Origin of the sequence: Streptomyces sp. NPDC049887, assembly GCF_040656535.1 — a bacterium.
Classification (GTDB): Bacteria; Actinomycetota; Actinomycetes; order Streptomycetales; family Streptomycetaceae; genus Streptomyces.
The window spans coordinates 294,906-313,855 of sequence record NZ_JBFAMM010000003.1; the positions used below are offsets into that span (position 1 = coordinate 294,906).

The window sequence follows — 18,950 nt, forward strand, 5'->3', positions numbered from 1 at the left end:
AGGTGGAGAAGGCCCACCCCGAGGTCTTCGACGTCCTGTTTCGACGCCGGACCCGTCCGCGTGCCGCCGCGCGCGGGGCGTGAATCGGCCAAACCCCGTCTGCACCGGCGACTTCAGGGCGCCTTCGTGAGGGTACGTCCCGGGCGATGACCGCCTGGGACGGAACGACCTTCGTACGGGGTTCGTCCAACACCACCAGCCCGGTGAACCGGTCGAACCGGTGCGGACGTTCACACCCGGGCCCCGGCCGGCGGACGCGCACGAGGCACCCCCGACCGGGTGCGCCCGCACGGCCACCACCTGGACCTGCGCCTCCTCCGCGGCGCCGCGGGGCGGGACCGGTCGAGGAGCACACCGCCCGACGCCGCCCCTCGCGAACGCCCGGCCGCGGGAAGGAATCGGCACCTCCCGGCGCGGCCCGGCGGCGGCCGTGACGTGGCCGTCCGCCTCCCCCGGATCACCGCGGCCGGTTCGCTGCGCCGGTACACCGGTCTTTCCGAATCGCCACACATATCTCGCTGTACGGATGTTCGAGGGAGCCGGACGGGGTACTCGTACGTCCATTCCTTGACGCGGAAGTACCAGCGACGGTGTTCGAGCGACGGAGGTGGCAGTGCGATGGCCGGATTCCGGAGTCTTGCGAGACAGGTGCGCGACCCGCGGTGCGATCTTGCGCTGAGGCGCCACTCACTGCGCAAGTGCCTGGAGAGGTTCGCCCCCTACGGGCACCGGGCGACCTGGGACCACCTGTGTTCCAGGCACGGGATCGAGCCCGACGACAGGGATCCCGATCCGGCGCGGCTGGTGGCCGCGCTCGGCGAACTGGAGGAGGCGCGGGCCGTGTGGCTCGTGTACGAACGGGACTTCGCGGCACGGCGCAGGCGCGAGAAGCACGACGGTCTGCGACGGCCGGGGTCCTTCGACGACTGGCACCGGCGCACCTGGGGCGGCAACGGCATCGCCCGGTGCGACGACCCCCGGGTGCACCCGACGGATCCGCTCGCCGATGTGCTGCGCCGGCTGATCACCGCGCTGCAGGCGGCTCCCTCGGCGGTCTGCCCGGTGTGCTCGGACCACCGGATCGTCTGGCGGCACGACCTGGACCAGGAGCCCTGGTTCGGCCCCGTGTGCTCGGGCTGCGGGATCGTGGTGCCCCAGCCCGTGCTGACGCACGAGGCACTGAGGGCCGCCAAGGAGGCACCCGGCAGGCAGCTGGCGTCGGTGGCGTAGCGCGAGGACGCGCGGGCGGGGCAGGACGCAGCCGTCCGGTCCCGGTCAGTGTTCGTCCCGGTGGGGCGCGAGGGCCTTTCGGGTTCGGTACGGACGACGCGGTCCGTACCGAACCCGAAAGGCCCTCACCTGTTCGAGATGCCTCAACCGGGATCTGCCCCGACCCGTCCACGTCCTCCCAGGAACGCACGACCAGGGGCTGTCCCGTGATCCCCAGCGGCGCACGACGCCGGCCACGGCACCTCGCGGCGTTGTCCGATCGCCCGAGCACGCCCGGTACGAGGGCGCCTCTCCGCCGTGTGATGCACCGCATCCGACCCCGTTCGCCGATCCACCGGTGATCACGGGACAGCCCTAGCAGACGGGAAATCGATCGCCCATCGGATTTGTGGACGGCGAGAGTTGGGCCCGACGGGACACCGACCGAGGAGCCCGACCATGTCGACGCTGCGCGTCACCGCCGAGCCGCTGACGATCCACGAGCATCCGAACGCCGACGCCCTGGAGCTCGCCCAGGTGGGGCTGTACCGCGCGGTCGTCGCCAAGGGCGCCTACCGCAGCGGCGACTTCGCCGTCTACATCCCCGAGCAGGCGGTTCTCCCCGCGGCGCTGGTGGACGAACTGGGCCTGACCGGACGGCTGGCCGGCAAGGCGTCCGACAGGGTGAAGGCGGTCCGGCTGCGGGGTGAGCTGTCGCAGGGCATCGTGTGCAGGCCCGAGGCCCTCGCCGGGGCGGATCTGGAGCGTGCCGCCGCCGACGGCACCGACTTCGCGGAACTGCTCGGCATCACGAAGTGGTCGCCGCCGATCCCGCCCACGATGAGCGGCGATGTGGAGCCGGCACCGGATCTGCTGCCCTGGGTCGACATCGAGAACCTGCGGCGTCATCCGGACGTCTTCGCGCCCGGCGAGCCCGTCGTCGTCACCGAGAAGCTCCACGGGACCGCCTGCCTGGTGACCTACGTCGCCGGGGACCACGGAGCCGCCGTCCCGCCCGCAGGGTCTTCGGGCAGGGTGATGGTGTCGTCCAAGGGGTTCGGCGCGAAAGGCCTCGCGCTCAGGGAGGACCCTCGCAACCTCTACTGGCGCGCGGTGCGCGGCCACGCGGTTCCGGAGGCGGCGGCGAGGCTCGCCGCCGAGTTGGGGGCGACGAGGGTCGGCATCTTCGGCGAGGTCTACGGAGCGGGGGTGCAGGACCTGTCGTACGGCGCGAACGCCCGCTCAGCCGGGCTCGGCTTCGCGGTGTTCGACGTGTCGGCCGAGATCGACGGCAGGGTCCACTGGCTGGACGCCGTGCGGTTGCTGGACGGGGAACTCCCGCTGGTGCCGCGTCTGTACGAGGGACCGTTCGATCCGGACACGGTGCTCGCGCTGGCGAGCGGCCGGGAGACGGTCTCGGGCGAGGAGCTCCATCTGCGCGAGGGGGTCGTCGTCCGGCCCGTGACCGAGCGCTGGAGCCCGGTGGTGGGGGGGCAGGGCGATCGCCAAGTGCGTCAGCCCGGCCTATCTCACCCGCAAGGGCGGCACCGAGTACGAGTGACCGTCCGGCGCACGGTGGCCCGTCACGGGGGTGCGGGCCGCCGTGCGCCCCTGGCCGTCCGCGGCCCACGGTGCCGTACGCGGCCCCCGGAGCGTGTCCGCCCGGGCCGGCGTCACCGTACGCCGCGGTCCGGGCCCACGGTCGGCGCAATGGGTCCCGGCCGGAGCGGGGCGGGCGGAGACTCGGCGGGTGCAGGTGAAACACGGACCCTTCCTGACGTGGGCGATGGTGGCGCTCACGCTGACGACGGGGATGGTCGAGGCGGTCAGCTTCCTCGTGCTTGGGCCGGTGTTCACAGCCGTCCAGACCGGCACCATGCTGCTGTTGTCGTTCGCGCTGGCCGGAGTGGCAGGACTGTCCACCGCTCCGTGTCTGGCCTCGCTGGCGGGGTTCACCGTGGGGGCCGTGCTCTCGGCGCGGTTCGAGTCGAGGTCGCAGGTACGGGGCCGCCGGTGGTTCCGCGAGGCGCTCCTCGCCGAGGGCCTGGTGCTGGCGGTCGCCGCCGCGGTGGCGTGGTGGGTCGAGCGGCACGGAGAGTCGCCCGCCGGGCGGCACCACATGGTGACCGGGCTGGTGGGGCTGGCCATGGGGATCAGGAACGTCTCCACGCTCCGGGTGGGTGTACCGGGCATGCCGACGACGGTCACGACCCGGGCGTTCACGGCGCTGATCGGGGGTTCCCCGCTCGCGGTGGACGCCCGTATCGCGTCCGGCGCGGGCCACCAGGTCCGGCGGGCAGCCTCGGTGGCGGCCATGTTCGCCGGCGGTCTGGCCGGTGCGTGGCTGCTGCACGACGGCCGGTTCAGCGCGGCCGTGGTCCTGCTGGCCACTGCGGTGATCGTGGTGGCGATCGCGCTGAGCTTCACCCTGGTGCCTCGGGAGAGGACGTCCGAGGCCGGCTGACGGTTCGTGCCCCGGGCGCGGTCGGCGGGAGCGTAGCGCAGCGGTTCCGGGTGCCCGACGCGTTCCCGGGTCCGGCCGGGCGGCGCTCGGAGAGGCCTGTCGGGTACCGGCGGCCGGGAGGAGCCCCCTGCCGCCGTCCGTTGACAGGAGCCGCCGACCCGGCCAGACTAAGCAGTCGCTTAGATGTGCACAGGGACAAGGTGAGAGAGGCAGGGACATGGCCGAGCCGAGGATCTTCACGTCCGCCGAGGAACTGGCCGCCGGGGTCGGCGAGCACCTGGGACACAGCGACTGGCTGGAGGTCGACCAGAAGCGGATCGACCTCTTCGCCGAGGCCACCGGCGACCACCAGTGGATCCATGTGGACCCCGGGCGCGCGGCGGCCGGGCCGTTCGGGACGACGATTGCGCACGGCTATCTGACGCTCTCGCTGCTACCTGCGCTCGTCCCTCAGATCATGCGGGTCGAGGGCATGAGGATGGGCATCAACTACGGGACCAACAAGGTCCGTTTCCCTGCCCCCGTCCCGGTGGGCTCACGGGTGCGGGCGAGCGCGACCCTCAAGAGCGTCGAGGAGGCGGGCGGCGGCGTGCAGGTGACCGCCGTCGTCACCGTGGAGCGCGAGGGCGGCGACAAGCCGGTGTGCGTCGCCGAGTCGGTGTCCCGCTACTTCTTCTGATCGACTGATCGACGGGACTTCTCCCGCACCAGGGGCGGGCCCTCCGGCACGGACCACCCGCGGAGGGCCGCCGCTTCCGTCCCGCCGGGGCCGTCGTCCGCGCTGCCGGTCCCGGGCCGCGACCCGGCCAGGGAGGCCCTGCCCCGGCGGGACCGCTACCTGCGTGCGGACACCATGCGCAGGACGAGGTCCGCGTACAGTTCGCCGACCTCCTCCGGCGTCCGGCGCCCCCGGACGTTGAACCAGCGCGCCACGTCGATGCAGAGCGACAGCACCGCCAGCGTGGTGCCGGGCACGTCGGGGACGTCGAACTCGCCCGCCTCCACGCCGTCGCGCAGGATCTCGCGCACCACGGCGTCACTGCGCCGGCGCAGCTCCACGATCTCGGCCCGGTGCTCCTCGGAAAGGGCGTCGATCTCGTACTGCACCACGCGCGCGGTGTCGTGCCGGCCCGCGTGCCAGCGGACGAAGGAGCGCACCGCCTCGGCGAGCCGCTCACCCGGCGTGCCGCCGCTCCCGGACGCGGCCGACAGCACCTCGAGCGCCTTGTCGTGCCCGATCCGGCTGATCCGGTGGAGCAGTTCTTCCTTGGTCTTGTAGTGGATGTACAGGGCGGCCGGGCTCATGCCCGCCCGCCCGGCGATGTCCCGGGTCGTCGTCGCGTGGTAGCCCCGCTCGGCGAAAGCCTCGACGGCGGCGACGAGGAGCTTGCGCGCGGCCTCCGGCGCGACCTCGCCCCACGGCACGTCCTCGGCCGTCGTGTCCTGCGCCGCAGTCATGGCCCATCCTTTCCGCCCGCCGTCCCTGTGAGTGCGGGACGAACACCATACCCCGAACCTGAGCAAGCGCTTAGGGCATCGGTACGGCTTCCCGGGTGAAGCCGCGCGCGGGCAGGGGAGGCCGTACGGCGCACGGCCGGGCGCACCGGCGCGGCGCCGGCCCCTCAGAACGCCGACACCCCGGTGAGGGCACGTCCGATGATCAGCTTCTGGATCTGGCTGGTGCCCTCGTACAGGGTCATCACGCGTGCGTCGCGGAGGAGTTTCCCGACCGGGTACTCGTCGATGTAGCCGTACCCGCCGAAGACCTGCAGGGCGTTGTTCGCGGCGCGGACGGCCGCCTCGGAGGCGAACAGCTTCGCCTGGGACGCGGCGGTGGCGAAGTCCCGGCCCCGGTCCACGAGGTCGGCGACCCGCCACGTCAGCAGACGGGCCGCGTCCACGTCCACGGCGATGTCGCTGATGAGCTCCTGCACCAGCTGGTACGAGGCGATCGGCCTGCCGAACTGCTCACGCGCGGCCGCGTGGCCGACGGCGGCGTCGAGCGCGGCCTGGGCGATGCCGACGCAGCCGGCGGCCACCGACATCCGGCCCTTGGCGAGAGCGGACATGGCGACCGAGAAGCCCTTGCCCTCCGGGCCGAGCATCGCGTCGACGGGCACCCGGACGTCCTCCAGCACCAGTTCGGCGGTGGCCTGGCCGCGCAGACCGAGCTTCCCGTGGATCGCGCGCCTGGTCAGCCCGGGGGTCCCGGCCGGGACGAGGAAGGCCGAGACGCCGCGGTGGCCGGGCGCGCCGCCGGTGCGGGCGAAGAGCAGCACGACATCCGCCCATGTGCCGTTGGTGATGAACATCTTGGAGCCGTTGATGACATAGCCGTCGCCGTCCCGCACGGCGCGGGTCGTGAGGCCGCCCGCGTCGGAGCCGGTGCCGGGTTCGGTGAGCCCGAAGCAGCCGAGGGCCTCGCCCGTGGTGAGACGCGGCAACCAGCGGCGCTTCTGCTCCTCGCTCCCCCAGGCGGCGACGGTCTTGGCGACGAGGCCGAGGGAGACCGAGACGATTCCCCGGACCGAGGAGTCCCCGCGGCCGAGTTCCTCCGTGACCAGGCAGTACGCGAGGTGGTCGCCGCCCGAACCGCCGTACTCCTCGTCGATCGTCAGCCCGAGGAAGCCGACCGCGCCGAGCTTCTCCACGATGGCCCTGTCGACGTCCTCGGCCCGGTCCCACTCCGCGGCGTACGGGGCGACCTCACGCTCGACGAAGTCACGCGCGAGCCGGCGCGCGGCCCGCTGCTCCTCGCTCAGCTCCAGGTTCACCACGGCCACCCCACTTTTAACTAACACTGCTAGTTTCCGCTCGGCAGGGCCTACTATGTGCCGCATGGCCCGACCGCGCAAGCCCCTCCTCAGCCGCGAACGCATCGTCGGGGCGGCGAGCGCGCTGGTGGACGCGGAGGGCCTGGACGCGGTCTCCACCCGGCGCCTCGCCGCGGAACTCGGCGTCAGCGGCCCCTCGCTCTACAACCACTTCCGCAACAAGGACGAGATCCTGGACGCCGTGGCCGACGCCGTCAGCGCCAAGGTCGATCTGTCGATGTTCGACGAGTCCGACCCGCGCGACTGGCGGACCGCGCTGCACGACTGGGCCGTCTCCTACCGGGCGGCCCTCACCGAGCACCCCAACGTCGTCCCGGTCCTGGCCCGCGGCCCCGGCCGACGCCCCGCCGGCCTCAAGGTCGCCGACGCGGTCTTCGGCGCGATGGTCCGCGCGGGCTGGCCGCCCGCCCAGGCCACCCACATCGGCGCCCTGATGCGCTACTTCATCACCGGCTCGGCCCTCGGCTCGTTCGCGGGCGGCTTCGTCGACGACGCGACCGCCTACGACCCCTCCGACTACCCGCACCTGGGCCAGGCGCATCTCCTCGCCGAACGCCAGGAGAGGATCGACGAGGGTGCGTTCGACACGGGGCTGCGCGCCCTGCTGGACGGGCTGGCGGCGCGGTACGAGATGGGCGCGCGCGAAGGAAGCGGACGGGGCCGCCCCCTGGGGCCGCTCCCGGGTTGATTGATCACCGGCGCCGGCAACGCTGGTGATCCATTCAACCCGGGAGCGGCCCGGAAGGCTGCGGGAGGGGCGCCGTCCGCCCGGAGACCTGCTGCGGACCGGGGCGGAAGCGCGGCGGTGCGGGAACGGCCGCGCGGTCCGCACGGCGGGCAGGGCGGACCGCGCTCCCGTACGCCGGCCCGGCGGGGCCGGACCGGCGACGGGGAGGCCGGGGTCACTCCCGGGCGGCCGCCCGCTTCGCGAGCACCCTGATCGAACCGAGCGCGACAACGGCCAGCACGGTGATGTAGGCCGAGACGGCCATCGACGTGCCAGACGCCTCCAGCAGCAGCACCATGATGAACGGGGCCAGGCCGCCGCCGAACACGGCCGCGATCTGGTAGCCGAGCGAGGCGCCGGTGTAGCGCATCTCGGGAGTGAACAGCTCGGCGAACAGGGCGGCCTGGGGCCCGTACATGATGCTGAGGAAGCAACTGGTGACGAAGGTGCCGACGGCCAGCCACAGCAGCGACGCGGTGTCGATGAGCAGGAACAGCGGGAACGCCCACACCAGCAGTCCGATCGCGCCCGCCGCGTAGATGCGCAGCCGGCCCACGCGGTCGGAGAGTGCCGCGGACGCCGGTATCAGCGCGAGCTGGGTGAGGCTCACGCACAGGGACACGGTGAGTACCGCCTCGCGCTCCATCCCGAGTTCGCGGGTCGAGTAGTCCAGCACGCCGGTGATGATGATGTAGAAGGTCGCGGTGTTGACGGCGAAGGAGCCGCCCGCCAGGAGGACCGTGCCCAGGTGCCTGCGCAGGATGGTCCGCAGCGGCGAGCGGGGCTCGCTCTTCTCCTGCTCGGCCAGGGCCCGTTCGGCCTCGCGGAACTCGGGGGTCTCCTCGACCCGGGCGTGGATGTACCAGGCGAGACCGAGCACCAGGAAGCCGACGAGGAACGGCACCCGCCAGCCCCAGGACGCGAACGCGGCGTCGTCGGTGAGGGCACCGGCGGCGAGGAACACGGTGTTGGCGGTCACCACGCCGATGGGCACGCCGAGCTGGACGAGGCTGCCGTACAGCCCGCGTTTGCCCTCCGGTGCGTACTCGGTGGCCATGAGCATCGCGCCGCCCCACTGGGCGCCGACGGCCAGGCCCTGCATCACCCGTAGCAGCACGAGGAGCAGCGGCGCGGCGATACCGATGGTCTCGTACGTCGGCAGCAGTCCGATGCCGGTGGTGGCGAGGCCCATGAGGGTGAGGGCGAGGACGAGCATCGGCTTGCGGCCGCGCTTGTCGCCGAGCTGTCCGGCGATGATCCCGCCGACGGGACGCGCGAGGAATCCGACGGCGAAGGTGGCGAAGGCGGCGAGGACTCCGGCCGAGGCGCTGCCCGCCGGGAAGTAGAGGTCGCCGAGGACCAGTGCGGCGGCGATGCCGAAGACGAAGTAGTCGTACCACTCGACGGCCGAGGCCAGAGCGGCGGCACCGGCCACGCGGCGGCGGTGCCGGTCGGTGGGAGCGGTCGCCTGTGGATTCCCGGCGAGCGGGGAAGGGGGTGCCGTGTCCATGCGTGCACACTCCGATGGGTGCGGGGACCAAGGGTGCGGGGACCGTACCGACCGGATGGTATGGAGGTCAACGGGTCGCGCGACAGGACTTTTTGCTCTATCATTACCCGTCAGTAGCGTGTGGGCCGTGCGAGGGTGGGCGCGTGGAATTCACGAATCCGCCTGCGACCGCGGCCTGGCTCCACCAGGACTCCAGGCAGGGCTTCGAAGTGGCGTTCTTCCGGGTCGCGGACGACGGCCGGCGCATCGACGGCTGTGCGGCCGGCACGGAGGACGGCGACGCCTTCGCCGTCGAGTACGACATCGAACTGGACACGACATGGCGGACGCGGACGGCTCGGGTCCGCGGCCGCTCGCCCTCCGGCAGCCGAACGGTGCTGCTGGAGTCGGACGGCTCGGGCCACTGGGCGGTCGACGGCGAACGGGCGCCGTATCTCGACGGCTGCTTCGACGTCGACCTGGAGGCGTCAGCGATGACCAACACCCTGCCCGTGCGCCGTATGGCGCTGCCCCACGGCACCGAGGCGTCCGTGCCCGCCGTGTGGGTGCGGGCCCACGACCTCACCGTGGAACGGCTGGAGCAGACCTACACCCGCACCGTCGACCGGGGCACCCACACCTGCTACGACTACCGCGCGCCCGCCCACGGCTTCTCGTCCCGGATCGTCTACGACGAGTCCGGGCTGCCACTGGAGTACCCCGGGATCGCCGTCCGCGCGGGCTGACGACCCCCGGGCGATCCGCCTACGGGAAGACGACGAGTGCTCTGCCGCCCTTGCCCGCGAGCATGTTCTCGAAGGCGGCCGGGATGCCGTCCAGGCCGATCCGCTCGGTGATGAGGGTGCTCAGGTCCAGCCGGCCGGCCCGGATGTGCTCCGCGAGCACGGGGATGTCCCGGGCCGGATCGGAGTTGCCGTAGACGCAGCCGGAGAGCGTACGTCCCCAGTGGAACAGCTCCAGGGCGTGGAAGGTGACCTGCTGGTCCCTGCCGCCGATGCCGACCACCGTGGTCCGTCCGCCCCGCCGGGTGGAGTCCCAGGCGGCGCGGATCGTCACGCCGCGGCCCACGCACTCCACGGCCACGTCGGCGCCCTGCCCTCCGGTCAGCCCGCGGACCTCGCGGGCGGTGTTGTCCGAGGCGACGACGAAGTCGGTGGCCCCGGCGGCGAGGGCGAGCTCCTCCTTCGCGGGCGACACGTCCACGGCGACGACCTTCGAGGCGCCGGCGATCCGCGCCGCCTGGACGGTGGCGAGGCCGACCCCGCCGACACCGAGGACGACGACGGACTCCCCCTCCCGGACCCGGGCCGAATGATGGACCGCGCCGTAGCCGGTGAGGACAGCGCAGCCGAGCAGCGCGGCGTCGGTGAGCGGCACTCCCTCCGGGAGCGGCAGCACACAGTTCGCCGCGACGACGGTCTCCTCCGCGAAGGCGGCGACATTGAGCCCGGGATGCAGTTCGGTGCCGTCCTCGGTGACGGCGTGGACGGCACCCGCGCCCCTGAGCGCACCGGCGCAGAGCCACACCTCGCCGATGGAGCAGTGGTGGCAGCGCCCGCAGGACGGCGCCCAGTTGAGCACCACCGCGTCGCCGGGGGCGACATGGGTGACGCCTTCGCCGACGGAGACGACCGTACCCGCGCCCTCGTGCCCGAGGACGGCGGGGACCGGCACCTGCATGGTGCCGTCGGACAGGGACAGATCGGAGTGGCAGACCCCGGCTGCGGCGAGGCGGACCCGCACGCGGCCGGGACCCGGCTCGGGGAGTTCGATGCCGATGATCTCCAGGGCGGAGCCGACGGAGGGCAGGACTGCGGCGCGGACCACGGTGGTTGTCTCCCGGTTCAGAACTGCAGGGACTTGGTGTGCAGGTACTCGGCGAGGCCGTGCGTGCCGAGTTCACGGCCCACGCCCGACTGCTTGTACCCGCCGAAGGGTGCCAGCGGGTTGAAACGGCCGCCGTTGATGTCGACCTGGCCGGTGTCCATCCGGCGGGCGAAGGCGACGGCCTCGTCCTGCTCACCCCATACGGCGCCCGCGAGCCCGTAGACCGTGCCGTTGGCGATCCTCAGGGCGTCGTCCACGTCCTGGTACTCCATGAGCGAGACGACCGGGCCGAAGATCTCCTCCTGCGCGATGGCCATCTCCGGGGTGACATCGGCGAAGACGGTCGGCGAGACGTAGTAGCCCTTCTCGCGCGGGGCCTCGGGGCCACCGGCGACGAGCCGGGCGCCCTCGGCGACGCCGCGCTCGATGAAGCCGCGGACGCGTTCCCGCTGCCGGTCGCTGACGAGCGGGCCGAGGCGGTCGCCGGGGACGTACTTGGCGACGGATTCGGCGGCCAGGGCCACCGCCTCCTCGTACTGGTCCCTGTGCACCAGCATCCGGGTCCAGGCGCTGCACGTCTGGCCGGAGTTGGACATGACGTTCGCGATCCCGGCGTTCACGGCGCGGGCGAGATCGGCCCCGGGGAGGATCACATTGGCGGACTTGCCGCCGAGTTCCAGCGCGACGCGCTTGACCGCGCCGCCCGCGGTCGCGCCGATGCGGCGGCCGACGGCGGTGGATCCGGTGAAGGAGACCAGGTCCACGCCGGGGTGCTCGGCGAGGGCCTGACCGGCGACCGGCCCGAGGCCGGTCACGAGGTTGAACACGCCGGCCGGGAGCCCGGCCTCGTGAACCGCCTCGGCGAAGAGCTGGGCGATGAGCGGGGTGTCCTCGGCGGGTTTGAGCACCACGGTGCAGCCGGCGGCGAGGGCGGGCGCGGCCTTGGCGACGATCTGGTGCAGCGGGTAGTTCCACGGGGTGATCGCGCCGACGACGCCGACCGGCTCGTGCAGCACGGTGGAGTTGCCGACCTTCTCCTCGAAGTCGTAGGAGGCGGCCAGCTCGGCGTACGAACCGGCGACGAGCACCGGCAGACCGGCGTGGACGGTCTCGGCGAGCCTGGTCGGGGCACCGAGCTCGGCGGTGACCGTCGCGGCGATCTCGTCCTTGCGGGCGGCGAGCACGTCGCGGAGCGCCGCGACGTACCCGGCACGGTCCGCGGGCGCGGTGGCGGCCCAGCCGGGGAAGGCGTCGCGGGCGGCACGCACCGCCGCGTCGACGTCCTCCGGAGTGCCGGCCGGGACATGGGCGATGACCTGCTCGTCCGCGGGATCGACCACCGCGATGGTGTCGGCACCGGCGGCGGGGCGCCACGCGCCGCCGATGTACATCCCGTCGTGGGCCTTCATCCGCTACTCCTTCGGGCACGGCAAGAGCTGACCGGGGCCCAAACTAGCGGTGTTAGTTTTTTGACGCCAGGGCGGCCGGGTGCGGAGTGGTGCGATTCTCCCCCACCGCCCGCCCCGGGAGCCGGGAATGACGGTACCGGGCCGGCCGGTCGCTCCGCCTCCGGCCCGCGGCGGCGGTGTGCGGCGAACGGTCCGGCGGCCGGGGTGCGTCACCGGACGCCGGACGCGCCGGGATCCCGGGCCCGGCCGGCGGTCCGGCGTCCGGCCCGCGGTTGCGGGGGATGGGGGGGGGTGCCCCGCACCGCGGGGGCGCTCAGGCCGGGGTCTGACCGAGCGCCGTCGGGGAGGGCTGCGGCGGCCGGACGGACGGCGGGGAGATGGACGCGACCTGGGCACGGCCGCGGTCGACCTGCTGCCCCCCGCTGATCGCCGCCGGGGCGGACTGGCCCTTGTCCTCCGGGGACTTGGCCACCGACGACCAGGTCCGCAGCCGGTGACTGGCCGCCTCGTCGAGCGTCACCGGCGCCCCGCGCTGCTCCGCGAGCCGACTCGCCTCGCGGCCGAGCGCGGCCACGTCCTCCCACCGCAGCCTGAGCACCACGGACAGCTCGGCCCCGCCGTCCGGGAGTCCCTTCATGATCGGCCCGTCACCATCAGTCATTGCCGCTCCTGTCGAAAATTGAGGCACAGACGCTCGAGTTCCCGGGTGCCCACTAGTACGCAGTGGATCCTCCGGGCGTTCAGCCCGGTTCCGCCGTGTCCCGAGGGCCGTTGTTCCCTGCGGACGACGAACCGCGTCTCACGTTCGTCCGCGGACCACCGGCGGAGCCGGCGGCCGGACGACGTCAGGTGCGGTCGTCGCACGTCGACGAGGTGTCGGCGTACGGCCGACAGGCGCGGACACCGGCTCGGCGCCGGTGCGGGTCGGGACGACGGGGAGCGCACCGCCGCCCCGCCCCGCGGGACCTCAGCGGGCCGGCGCCACCTCCACGGGGAAGCCGTTGAGCACGGCGGTGCCGGAGAGCGGGTCGAGCAGCGAGCCGTCTAGCAGCTGGTTGACGTTGACGCCGGGACGGGCCGCCGCCACCCGCATGCGGGTGCCCGGACGGTCGTGCCCCCAACCGTGCGGGAGGCTCACCACCCCCGTGCGCACATCGCCGGTGATCTCGACCGGGACCTCCAGCTCTCCCCCGGCCGACTTGATCCGGGCGAGGGCGCCGTCCGCCAGCCCCAGCCGGGCGGCGTCGTCGGGATTCACCTGGAGGGTGCAGCGGTTCGAACCCCCGTTGAGGGCAGGGACGTTGTGCATCCAGCTGTTGTTGGAGCGCAGATGACGGCGGCCGACGAGCACCAGCCGCTCGTCCCGCACCCCGAGCGCCTGCCGCAGCCTCGGCAGGTCTTCCGCGATGGGGCCGGGCAGCAGTTCGACACGCCCGCTGCGGGTCCTGAGCACCTGGGCCAGCCGCGGCCGCAGCGGCCCGAGATCGACGCCGTGCGGGTGCGCGAGCAGGTCGTCGAGGGTGAGGTCGTACGGTCCGAGGCGCAGCATCATGTCGAGGCGCCGCTCCGGCCCGCTGCGGCCGCTCAACCGACCCGCGAGTTCCTCCGCGTCCTGGCCGTGCACCGGCGAACGGGGGTCGGCGACGGCCCGGGTGAGGGAGGCCGATATGACCATGTCGTCGACCGTGGCCGGGGCGGCACCGTGCATACCGCCCACCGCCAGGATCAGCCGGGCGTGGATCTCGCACTCGTCCGGCACGCCCTCGTCGAGCGGGACGGCGGGAGGGGTGTAGCGGGCCTGGTTGCGCACGGCGAGTCCGTTGAACGAGAAGTCGTAGTGCCCGCTGCGCGACGGGGGCGGCGGTGGCAGGACGACGTCGGCGTGGCGCGAGGTCTCGTTCAGGTAGGGGTCGACGCTGACCATGAGGTCGAGTGCGCCGAACGCCCGGTCCAGCCGCTCGCCGTCGGGCGCGGACAGCACGGGGTTGGCGGCGATGGTGATCAGGGCGCGGATCCGCCCCTCGCCGGGCGTCTCGATCTCCTCGGCGAGTGCGGCGATGGGCAGTTCCCCCTTGACCTCGGGGTGGCCGGCGACCCTGCTGGCCCAGCGGCCGAGGGCGAAGCCCTTGCCGGGCGGGGCCGGTTCGGTGGCGGGGCGGGGTGCGCGGTCGTGCGCGGCGAGTGGGAAGAGTACTCCGCCGGGCCGGTCGAGGTTGCCGGTGAGGACGTTGAGGACGTCGACGAGCCAACTGGCGAGGGTGCCGTGCTCGACGGTGCAGCTTCCGATCCGGCCGTACACGGCGGCGGTCGGCGCGGCGGCGAGTTCGCGGGCCATGGTCCGGACGACGGCCGCGTCCAGGTCGCAGGCCGCTGCCACGGCCTCGGGACTGAAGTCCCGTACCGCCTCGCGCACGTCGTCCACGCCCTCGACCCGCCCGGCGAGCGGGCCGGGGTCGGCGAGTCCTTCCTCGAACAGCACATGGACGAGTGCGGCGAGCAGCAGCGCGTCCGTACCGGGCCGGATGGCCACGTGCCGGTCGGCGAGCCGGGCGGTGCGGGTACGGCGGGGGTCGACCACGGTGAGCCGGCCGCCGCGGCGGCGCAGCGCCTTGAGCCGGCCCGGGAAGTCGGGCGCGGTGCACAGGCTGCCGTTGGAGTCCAGGGGGTTGGCGCCGAGGAGCAGCAGGTGGTCGGTGCGGTCCAGGTCGGGTACCGGGATCGCGACGGCGTTGCCGAAGAGCAGTCCGCTGGAGACGTGCTTGGGCATCTGGTCGAGGGTGCTGGCGGTGAAGAGGTTGCGGGTGCGCAGCGTCGACAGCAGCACGGGCGGATAGAGCCCGCCGGCCATGGTGTGCACGTTCGGGTTGCCGAGGACGACGCCCACCGCGTCCGGGCCGTGCTTCTCGATCAGCGGCCGTATCCGGGCGGCGATCAGGTCGAACGCCTCGTCCCACCCCGCCTCGCGCAGTTCGCCGTTCCGGTCGCGCACGAGCGGGGCCCGCAGCCGGTCGGGGTCGGAGTCCAGGGCGCCGAAGGAAGCGCCCTTGGGACAGATGAATCCCTTGCTGAAGACGTCGGCGCGGTCCCCGCGGACCGCGCCGACCCGCTCCCCGGCGCCGTCCTTTTCGACGGTCAGGCTCAGTCCGCAGGTGGCCTCGCACAGCGGGCAGATCCGCAGGGCGGTGCGGGTGGCGTCGGTTCCTGGCATGGGGCCCTCCCCGGGGCGGCGGCAGCGATGACGCACGGGCACGGCGAGCATACCGACCGGTACGCACGTTGGGGAGGGCCGCTCCGTCCGCACCACCCGGGCCGCCGCCCGCCCGCACCCGGCGGTTGCCCGGCAGTCCGGTCCGGGACCGCGCCAGGGCGGGGCCGCGCGCTGCCGTTGACTGGGGACGCCGGGAATCCTACTGTCAACCATAGGATTCCTTGGACCGGACGCATCGGAGAGTGCGGATGAGCGGTATCGAGCAGGCGAGGAAGACGGCCGAAGGGCTGGAGTACCTGTCGGGATTCGGCAATGAGCACTGCTCGGAGGCCGTCCCGGGGGCCCTGCCGCTCGGACGGAACTCGCCGCAGCGCGCCCCCCTCGGGCTCTACGCCGAGCAGCTGAGCGGCAGTGCGTTCACCGAGCCCCGCGCGCACAACCGGCGCTCGTGGCTGTACCGCATCCGGCCGTCCGCCGCCCACCCCCCGTTCGTCCGCACCGACAACGGCGCCCTGCGCACCGCGCCGTTCACCGAGACCGTGCCGGACCCGAACCGGCTCCGCTGGGACCCGCTGCCGGCACCCGCACCCGGCACGGACTGGCTGGCCGGTCTGTGGACCCTCGGCGGGAACGGCGACGCCGCCCAGCGCACGGGCATGGCCGTGCACCTCTACCACGCCGACGCGGCCATGGAGCGGCGGGTGTTCAGCGACGCCGACGGCGAACTGCTGATCGTCCCCGAGCAGGGCGGGCTGCTGCTGCGGACGGAGCTGGGCCTGCTGTCCGTGGAGCCCGGTGAGGTCGCACTGATCCCCCGGGGAGTGCGCTTCCGGGTGGAACTGCTCGACGGCTCCGTCCGGGGCTATGTCTGCGAGAACTACGGACAGCCCTTCACCCTGCCCGAGCTGGGCCCGATCGGCGCCAACGGACTGGCCAACCCCCGCGACTTCCGGGTCCCGGTCGCGGCGTACGAGGACATCGAGGGCGACGTGGAGGTCGTCAACAAGTTCTGCGGCAACCTGTGGACCGCCACCTACGACCACTCGCCCCTCGACGTCGTCGCCTGGCACGGGACCCATGTGCCGTACGTCTACGACCTGCGGACGTTCAACGTCATGGGAACGATCTCGTACGACCACCCCGATCCGTCGATCTTCACGGTGCTCACCTCCCCGAGCGACACCCCCGGGCTCGCGGGCGTCGACTTCGTGGTGTTCGCGCCGCGCTGGCTCGTCGGCGAGGACACCTTCCGGCCCCCGTACTTCCACCGCAACGTGATGAGCGAGTACATGGGCCTCATCGAGGGCGCCTACGACGCGAAGACCGCCGGAAAGGGAGGCTTCGTCCCGGGCGGCGGCTCGCTGCACAACATGATGTCGGCGCACGGACCCGACCGGGAGACCTTCGACAGGGCGAGCGCCGCCGAACTCAGGCCGCAGCGGATCGACGACGGGCTCGCGTTCATGTTCGAGACCCGCTGGCCGGTGACCGCCACGGCCCAGGCGGCGAACGCGGACCACCTGCAGAGGGCCTACGACGACGTGTGGCAGGGTCTGGAGCGCCACTTCCGGTCCTGAGGCCGGATCTGATACGGAGTTGCCGTGACCGCCTTCGCCCCCGACTCGCTCGTCCTGAACCGCAAGCTGCCCCTCTGGTACCAGGTCTCGCAGTCGCTGCGTGCCTCCATACTCGGCAGGAGGCCGCACGACCCGCTGCGCCTGCCGACGGAGGAGCAGCTGGCCGAGCACTACGGGGTGAGCGTGCTGACCATGCGGCAGGCACTCAAGGAGCTGGAGTCGGAAGGGCTCATCAGCCGGCACCGGCGCCGCGGCACCTTCATCGAACCGGGGGTCCGGCGCAGCGCGCCCCGGCGGCTGCTGGGCTCGATCGACGCGATCGTGGCCCAGCAGTCCGGCGAGCTGACCACCGTCCTCGGGCACGCCCCGGAACCGGTGCCGGGCGGGCTCGCCGAGTACTTCCCGGACACGGACGAGGTCGTCACGTACCGCAGGCTGCGGTGCGACGGCGACAGCGGGGAGCCCGTGAACTGGGCGGAGAACGCGGTACGTCCGGACGTGGCCGCCCGGCTGGACGTGGCGGACCTGGAACGCTGGCCGATGACCAAGGTGTTGCGGGACGCGGTCGGGGTACGGATCAGCCGCATCACGGACACGGTGGAGGCCCGGCTCGCCGACCCGGAGACGGCGGAGCTCCTCCAGGTGCCGCTGCTGTCGCCCATCCTCCACTACACGGGAGTGACGTACGACGAGGAGGGGCGGGTGGTGGACGTGGCACGCATCCGGTACCGGGGCGACCGGTTCTCGTTCTCCGTGACCGTCGAGGCGGAATGAGCGGCCAGGGGGGCGGCGCCGACGGCACCGCCGTGCCGCTGGACGAGATCATGCCGTGGTCGACCGGGCCGCTGCGGCTCGGTCGCGGCTGGGTGGTCGCGCCCGACGCCCGGACGCTGCGGGCCCGCTGGGACGCCCTGGTCGCGGCCGGGGGCGAGGAGCGGGCCGCCCTGTTCGAGGAGACCCGGGCCCGCGGTCCGGGACGGCCCGTGGCGGCACTGCCAGGGCAGGCCACCGGGACGGGACGCTTCGCCGAGGAGCACGGGCGCTGCCCGGAGCCGGTGCGCATCGGCCGCGGGCCGTTCGACGAGCAGTGGATCCTCCCCGACCACCGGCTGATCGACGTGGCGCGGCCCGAGTTGTGGCGGGTCGCCGACGGCCGTCAGCTCTTCGTGGTGGAGCACGGCCGCGTCCCGGGCGACGACGGCCCCCCGGTGCTGGTCTCCGGCGTCCTCCCCGAGGGCCGCTCCGCCGGGAGGCCCGGCCGCATACGCCCCCTGTACCGGCGGCCCGGAGGACATGAGCCGAACCTGGCGCCGGGGCTGCGGACCGCACTGCGGGAGCGCTTCCCGGACGCGACGGAGCCCGGGGACGTACTCGCGTGGGTGGCTGCCGCGGGACGGCCCGCCGCGCGGGGCTGCCAGGTGCCGTTCACGGCGGACCGGGGCGTGTGGGCGCGCGGGGTGGAGCTCGGCCGGCGGCTCGTCGACATCCAGCTCAGGGGGATGCGGGGCGGTGAGCGCCCACGACTGCCGGGCGGCCGGCGCCCGTACGTCCGGGCCGCGGTCCCCGCCCGTCCCACGACGCTGGTGTACGAGGCGGACGAGGAGGCCCTGCTGCTCGACGCCGGACGGATCGCACCGGTGCCGGTGGAGGCCTGGGAATTCCGGGTGGGCGGTGTCCGGGTGCTCGAGGACTGGTTCGCGCGGCGGACCGCGGAGCCGGCGCCGGGGACGCTCGAGGCGATCCGTCCGTCCGTGTGGCCGCAGGAGTGGACCTCGGACCTGCTGGAGCTGGTCACGGTGCTCGCGCTGCTGGGGCAACTGAACGTTGAGCGCGAGGAACTGGGCCGGGAGATCGCCCGTACCGGCTGGCACGACCTCCGCGTGCCCCGGGTGCCGCCGGCCGCCCGGGCGCCCGCTTCCGTGCTCGACCACCACGAGGAGGGCCCGGGCGGGCAGTTCGTACTGCTCTGACCGACCCCGCTGTTTCACCCGGGTACGGCCGGCTTCGGGGCCCGGGCCCGAAAGCGCCTTCCGCGCCTGGGGCGATGAGCCTTGCTGTGGGGTTCTTCCGGTCCGGGCGGAGGGCACCTTCCACATGCATCACGGCTCGGCCGTGCCCGTGACACCACCACCCAGCACCCGCACCCGCACCCAAACACCCGCAGCGCATGCACCCGGTGAAAGCG

General features: G+C 73.2%; 15 protein-coding genes and 1 pseudogene. 9 read left to right on the forward strand and 7 right to left on the reverse strand.

What is annotated here, in order from left to right:
• The first annotated feature begins 618 nt into the window (after nucleotides 1-618).
• From AB0J10_RS05520 to AB0J10_RS05535, 4 genes and pseudogenes are all read left to right on the forward strand, one after another.
• A complete protein-coding gene (locus AB0J10_RS05520; protein WP_363058068.1) occupies nucleotides 619-1,230 on the forward strand; it encodes a hypothetical protein in 612 nt (203 codons plus the stop codon).
• A 438-nt stretch (nucleotides 1,231-1,668) separates the two neighbouring features.
• Nucleotides 1,669-2,770: pseudogene (locus tag AB0J10_RS05525) on the forward strand (RNA ligase (ATP)).
• A gap of 189 nt (nucleotides 2,771-2,959) precedes the next feature.
• Entirely contained in the window at nucleotides 2,960-3,673 is a 714-nt protein-coding gene (locus AB0J10_RS05530; RefSeq protein ID WP_363058070.1) for a YoaK family protein, read from the forward strand.
• 217 nt (nucleotides 3,674-3,890) lie between these two features.
• Nucleotides 3,891-4,352: a MaoC family dehydratase gene (locus tag AB0J10_RS05535; protein WP_363058072.1), complete on the forward strand. Its 462-nt coding sequence runs from the start codon at nucleotides 3,891-3,893 to the stop codon at nucleotides 4,350-4,352.
• A gap of 155 nt (nucleotides 4,353-4,507) precedes the next feature.
• Here AB0J10_RS05535 and AB0J10_RS05540 read toward each other — a convergent pair whose 3' ends face one another.
• Complete coding sequence (locus AB0J10_RS05540) at nucleotides 4,508-5,131, reverse strand: TetR/AcrR family transcriptional regulator (RefSeq protein ID WP_363058074.1); 624 nt, start codon at nucleotides 5,129-5,131, stop codon at nucleotides 4,508-4,510.
• A 164-nt stretch (nucleotides 5,132-5,295) separates the two neighbouring features.
• Nucleotides 5,296-6,447: an acyl-CoA dehydrogenase family protein gene (locus AB0J10_RS05545; RefSeq protein ID WP_363058277.1), complete on the reverse strand. Its 1,152-nt coding sequence runs from the start codon at nucleotides 6,445-6,447 to the stop codon at nucleotides 5,296-5,298.
• Between the two features lie 64 nt (nucleotides 6,448-6,511).
• Between AB0J10_RS05545 and AB0J10_RS05550 the strand changes: the two genes are divergently transcribed.
• Complete coding sequence (locus AB0J10_RS05550; RefSeq protein ID WP_363058076.1) at nucleotides 6,512-7,195, forward strand: TetR/AcrR family transcriptional regulator C-terminal domain-containing protein; 684 nt, start codon at nucleotides 6,512-6,514, stop codon at nucleotides 7,193-7,195.
• A gap of 214 nt (nucleotides 7,196-7,409) precedes the next feature.
• Here AB0J10_RS05550 and AB0J10_RS05555 read toward each other — a convergent pair whose 3' ends face one another.
• Nucleotides 7,410-8,744 (reverse strand): MFS transporter, encoded by a 1,335-nt coding sequence (locus AB0J10_RS05555; RefSeq protein WP_363058078.1) that lies wholly within the window; start codon nucleotides 8,742-8,744, stop codon nucleotides 7,410-7,412.
• Nucleotides 8,745-8,887: 143 nt separating this feature from the next.
• Here AB0J10_RS05555 and AB0J10_RS05560 point away from each other — a divergent pair, with 143 nt between their 5' ends.
• Nucleotides 8,888-9,469: a putative glycolipid-binding domain-containing protein gene (locus AB0J10_RS05560; RefSeq protein WP_363058080.1), complete on the forward strand. Its 582-nt coding sequence runs from the start codon at nucleotides 8,888-8,890 to the stop codon at nucleotides 9,467-9,469.
• Between the two features lie 19 nt (nucleotides 9,470-9,488).
• On the opposite strand, the gene AB0J10_RS05565 is transcribed toward AB0J10_RS05560, so the two are convergent.
• From AB0J10_RS05565 to AB0J10_RS05580, 4 genes are all read right to left on the reverse strand, one after another.
• Complete coding sequence (locus AB0J10_RS05565) at nucleotides 9,489-10,571, reverse strand: Zn-dependent alcohol dehydrogenase (protein ID WP_363058082.1); 1,083 nt, start codon at nucleotides 10,569-10,571, stop codon at nucleotides 9,489-9,491.
• Nucleotides 10,572-10,588: 17 nt separating this feature from the next.
• Nucleotides 10,589-11,980: an aldehyde dehydrogenase family protein gene (locus tag AB0J10_RS05570; RefSeq protein ID WP_363058084.1), complete on the reverse strand. Its 1,392-nt coding sequence runs from the start codon at nucleotides 11,978-11,980 to the stop codon at nucleotides 10,589-10,591.
• Nucleotides 11,981-12,293: 313 nt separating this feature from the next.
• On the reverse strand, nucleotides 12,294-12,617 hold the full coding sequence (locus AB0J10_RS05575) for a hypothetical protein (protein WP_363058279.1): 324 nt from the start codon (nucleotides 12,615-12,617) through the stop codon (nucleotides 12,294-12,296).
• A gap of 330 nt (nucleotides 12,618-12,947) precedes the next feature.
• Complete coding sequence (locus AB0J10_RS05580) at nucleotides 12,948-15,188, reverse strand: molybdopterin oxidoreductase family protein (protein WP_363058086.1); 2,241 nt, start codon at nucleotides 15,186-15,188, stop codon at nucleotides 12,948-12,950.
• 248 nt (nucleotides 15,189-15,436) lie between these two features.
• On the opposite strand from AB0J10_RS05580, the gene hmgA reads away from it, so the two are divergent.
• Genes hmgA through AB0J10_RS05595 form a run of 3 tightly spaced genes read left to right on the forward strand, consistent with a single transcriptional unit; the run spans nucleotide 15,437 to nucleotide 18,735 of the window.
• Nucleotides 15,437-16,765 carry a homogentisate 1,2-dioxygenase gene (hmgA, locus tag AB0J10_RS05585; RefSeq protein ID WP_363058088.1) on the forward strand — a complete coding sequence of 443 codons (1,329 nt, stop codon included), beginning with the start codon at nucleotides 15,437-15,439 and terminating at the stop codon, nucleotides 16,763-16,765.
• 24 nt (nucleotides 16,766-16,789) lie between these two features.
• Nucleotides 16,790-17,539: a GntR family transcriptional regulator gene (locus tag AB0J10_RS05590; protein WP_269731251.1), complete on the forward strand. Its 750-nt coding sequence runs from the start codon at nucleotides 16,790-16,792 to the stop codon at nucleotides 17,537-17,539.
• Nucleotides 17,536-18,735, forward strand: coding sequence for a type ISP restriction/modification enzyme (locus AB0J10_RS05595; protein WP_363058091.1), 1,200 nt, complete (start codon nucleotides 17,536-17,538; stop codon nucleotides 18,733-18,735). Before AB0J10_RS05590 ends, AB0J10_RS05595 begins: the two co-directional genes overlap by 4 nt.
• Nucleotides 18,736-18,950 lie beyond the last annotated feature (215 nt).

Excerpts from the sequence above, each read along its gene's own strand:
- AB0J10_RS05520 (WP_363058068.1), top strand. The coding sequence starts at position 619 with ATGGCCGGATTCCGGAGTCTTGCGAGACAGGTGCGCGACCCGCGGTGC.
- AB0J10_RS05535 (WP_363058072.1), top strand. The coding sequence starts at position 3,891 with ATGGCCGAGCCGAGGATCTTCACGTCCGCCGAGGAACTGGCCGCCGGG.
- AB0J10_RS05540 (WP_363058074.1), bottom strand. The coding sequence starts at position 5,131 with ATGACTGCGGCGCAGGACACGACGGCCGAGGACGTGCCGTGGGGCGAG.
- AB0J10_RS05550 (WP_363058076.1), top strand. The coding sequence starts at position 6,512 with ATGGCCCGACCGCGCAAGCCCCTCCTCAGCCGCGAACGCATCGTCGGG.
- AB0J10_RS05555 (WP_363058078.1), bottom strand. The coding sequence starts at position 8,744 with ATGGACACGGCACCCCCTTCCCCGCTCGCCGGGAATCCACAGGCGACC.
- AB0J10_RS05570 (WP_363058084.1), bottom strand. The coding sequence starts at position 11,980 with ATGAAGGCCCACGACGGGATGTACATCGGCGGCGCGTGGCGCCCCGCC.
- AB0J10_RS05575 (WP_363058279.1), bottom strand. The coding sequence starts at position 12,617 with ATGAAGGGACTCCCGGACGGCGGGGCCGAGCTGTCCGTGGTGCTCAGG.
- AB0J10_RS05580 (WP_363058086.1), bottom strand. The coding sequence starts at position 15,188 with ATGCCAGGAACCGACGCCACCCGCACCGCCCTGCGGATCTGCCCGCTG.
- hmgA (WP_363058088.1), top strand. The coding sequence starts at position 15,437 with ATGAGCGGTATCGAGCAGGCGAGGAAGACGGCCGAAGGGCTGGAGTAC.
- AB0J10_RS05595 (WP_363058091.1), top strand. The coding sequence starts at position 17,536 with ATGAGCGGCCAGGGGGGCGGCGCCGACGGCACCGCCGTGCCGCTGGAC.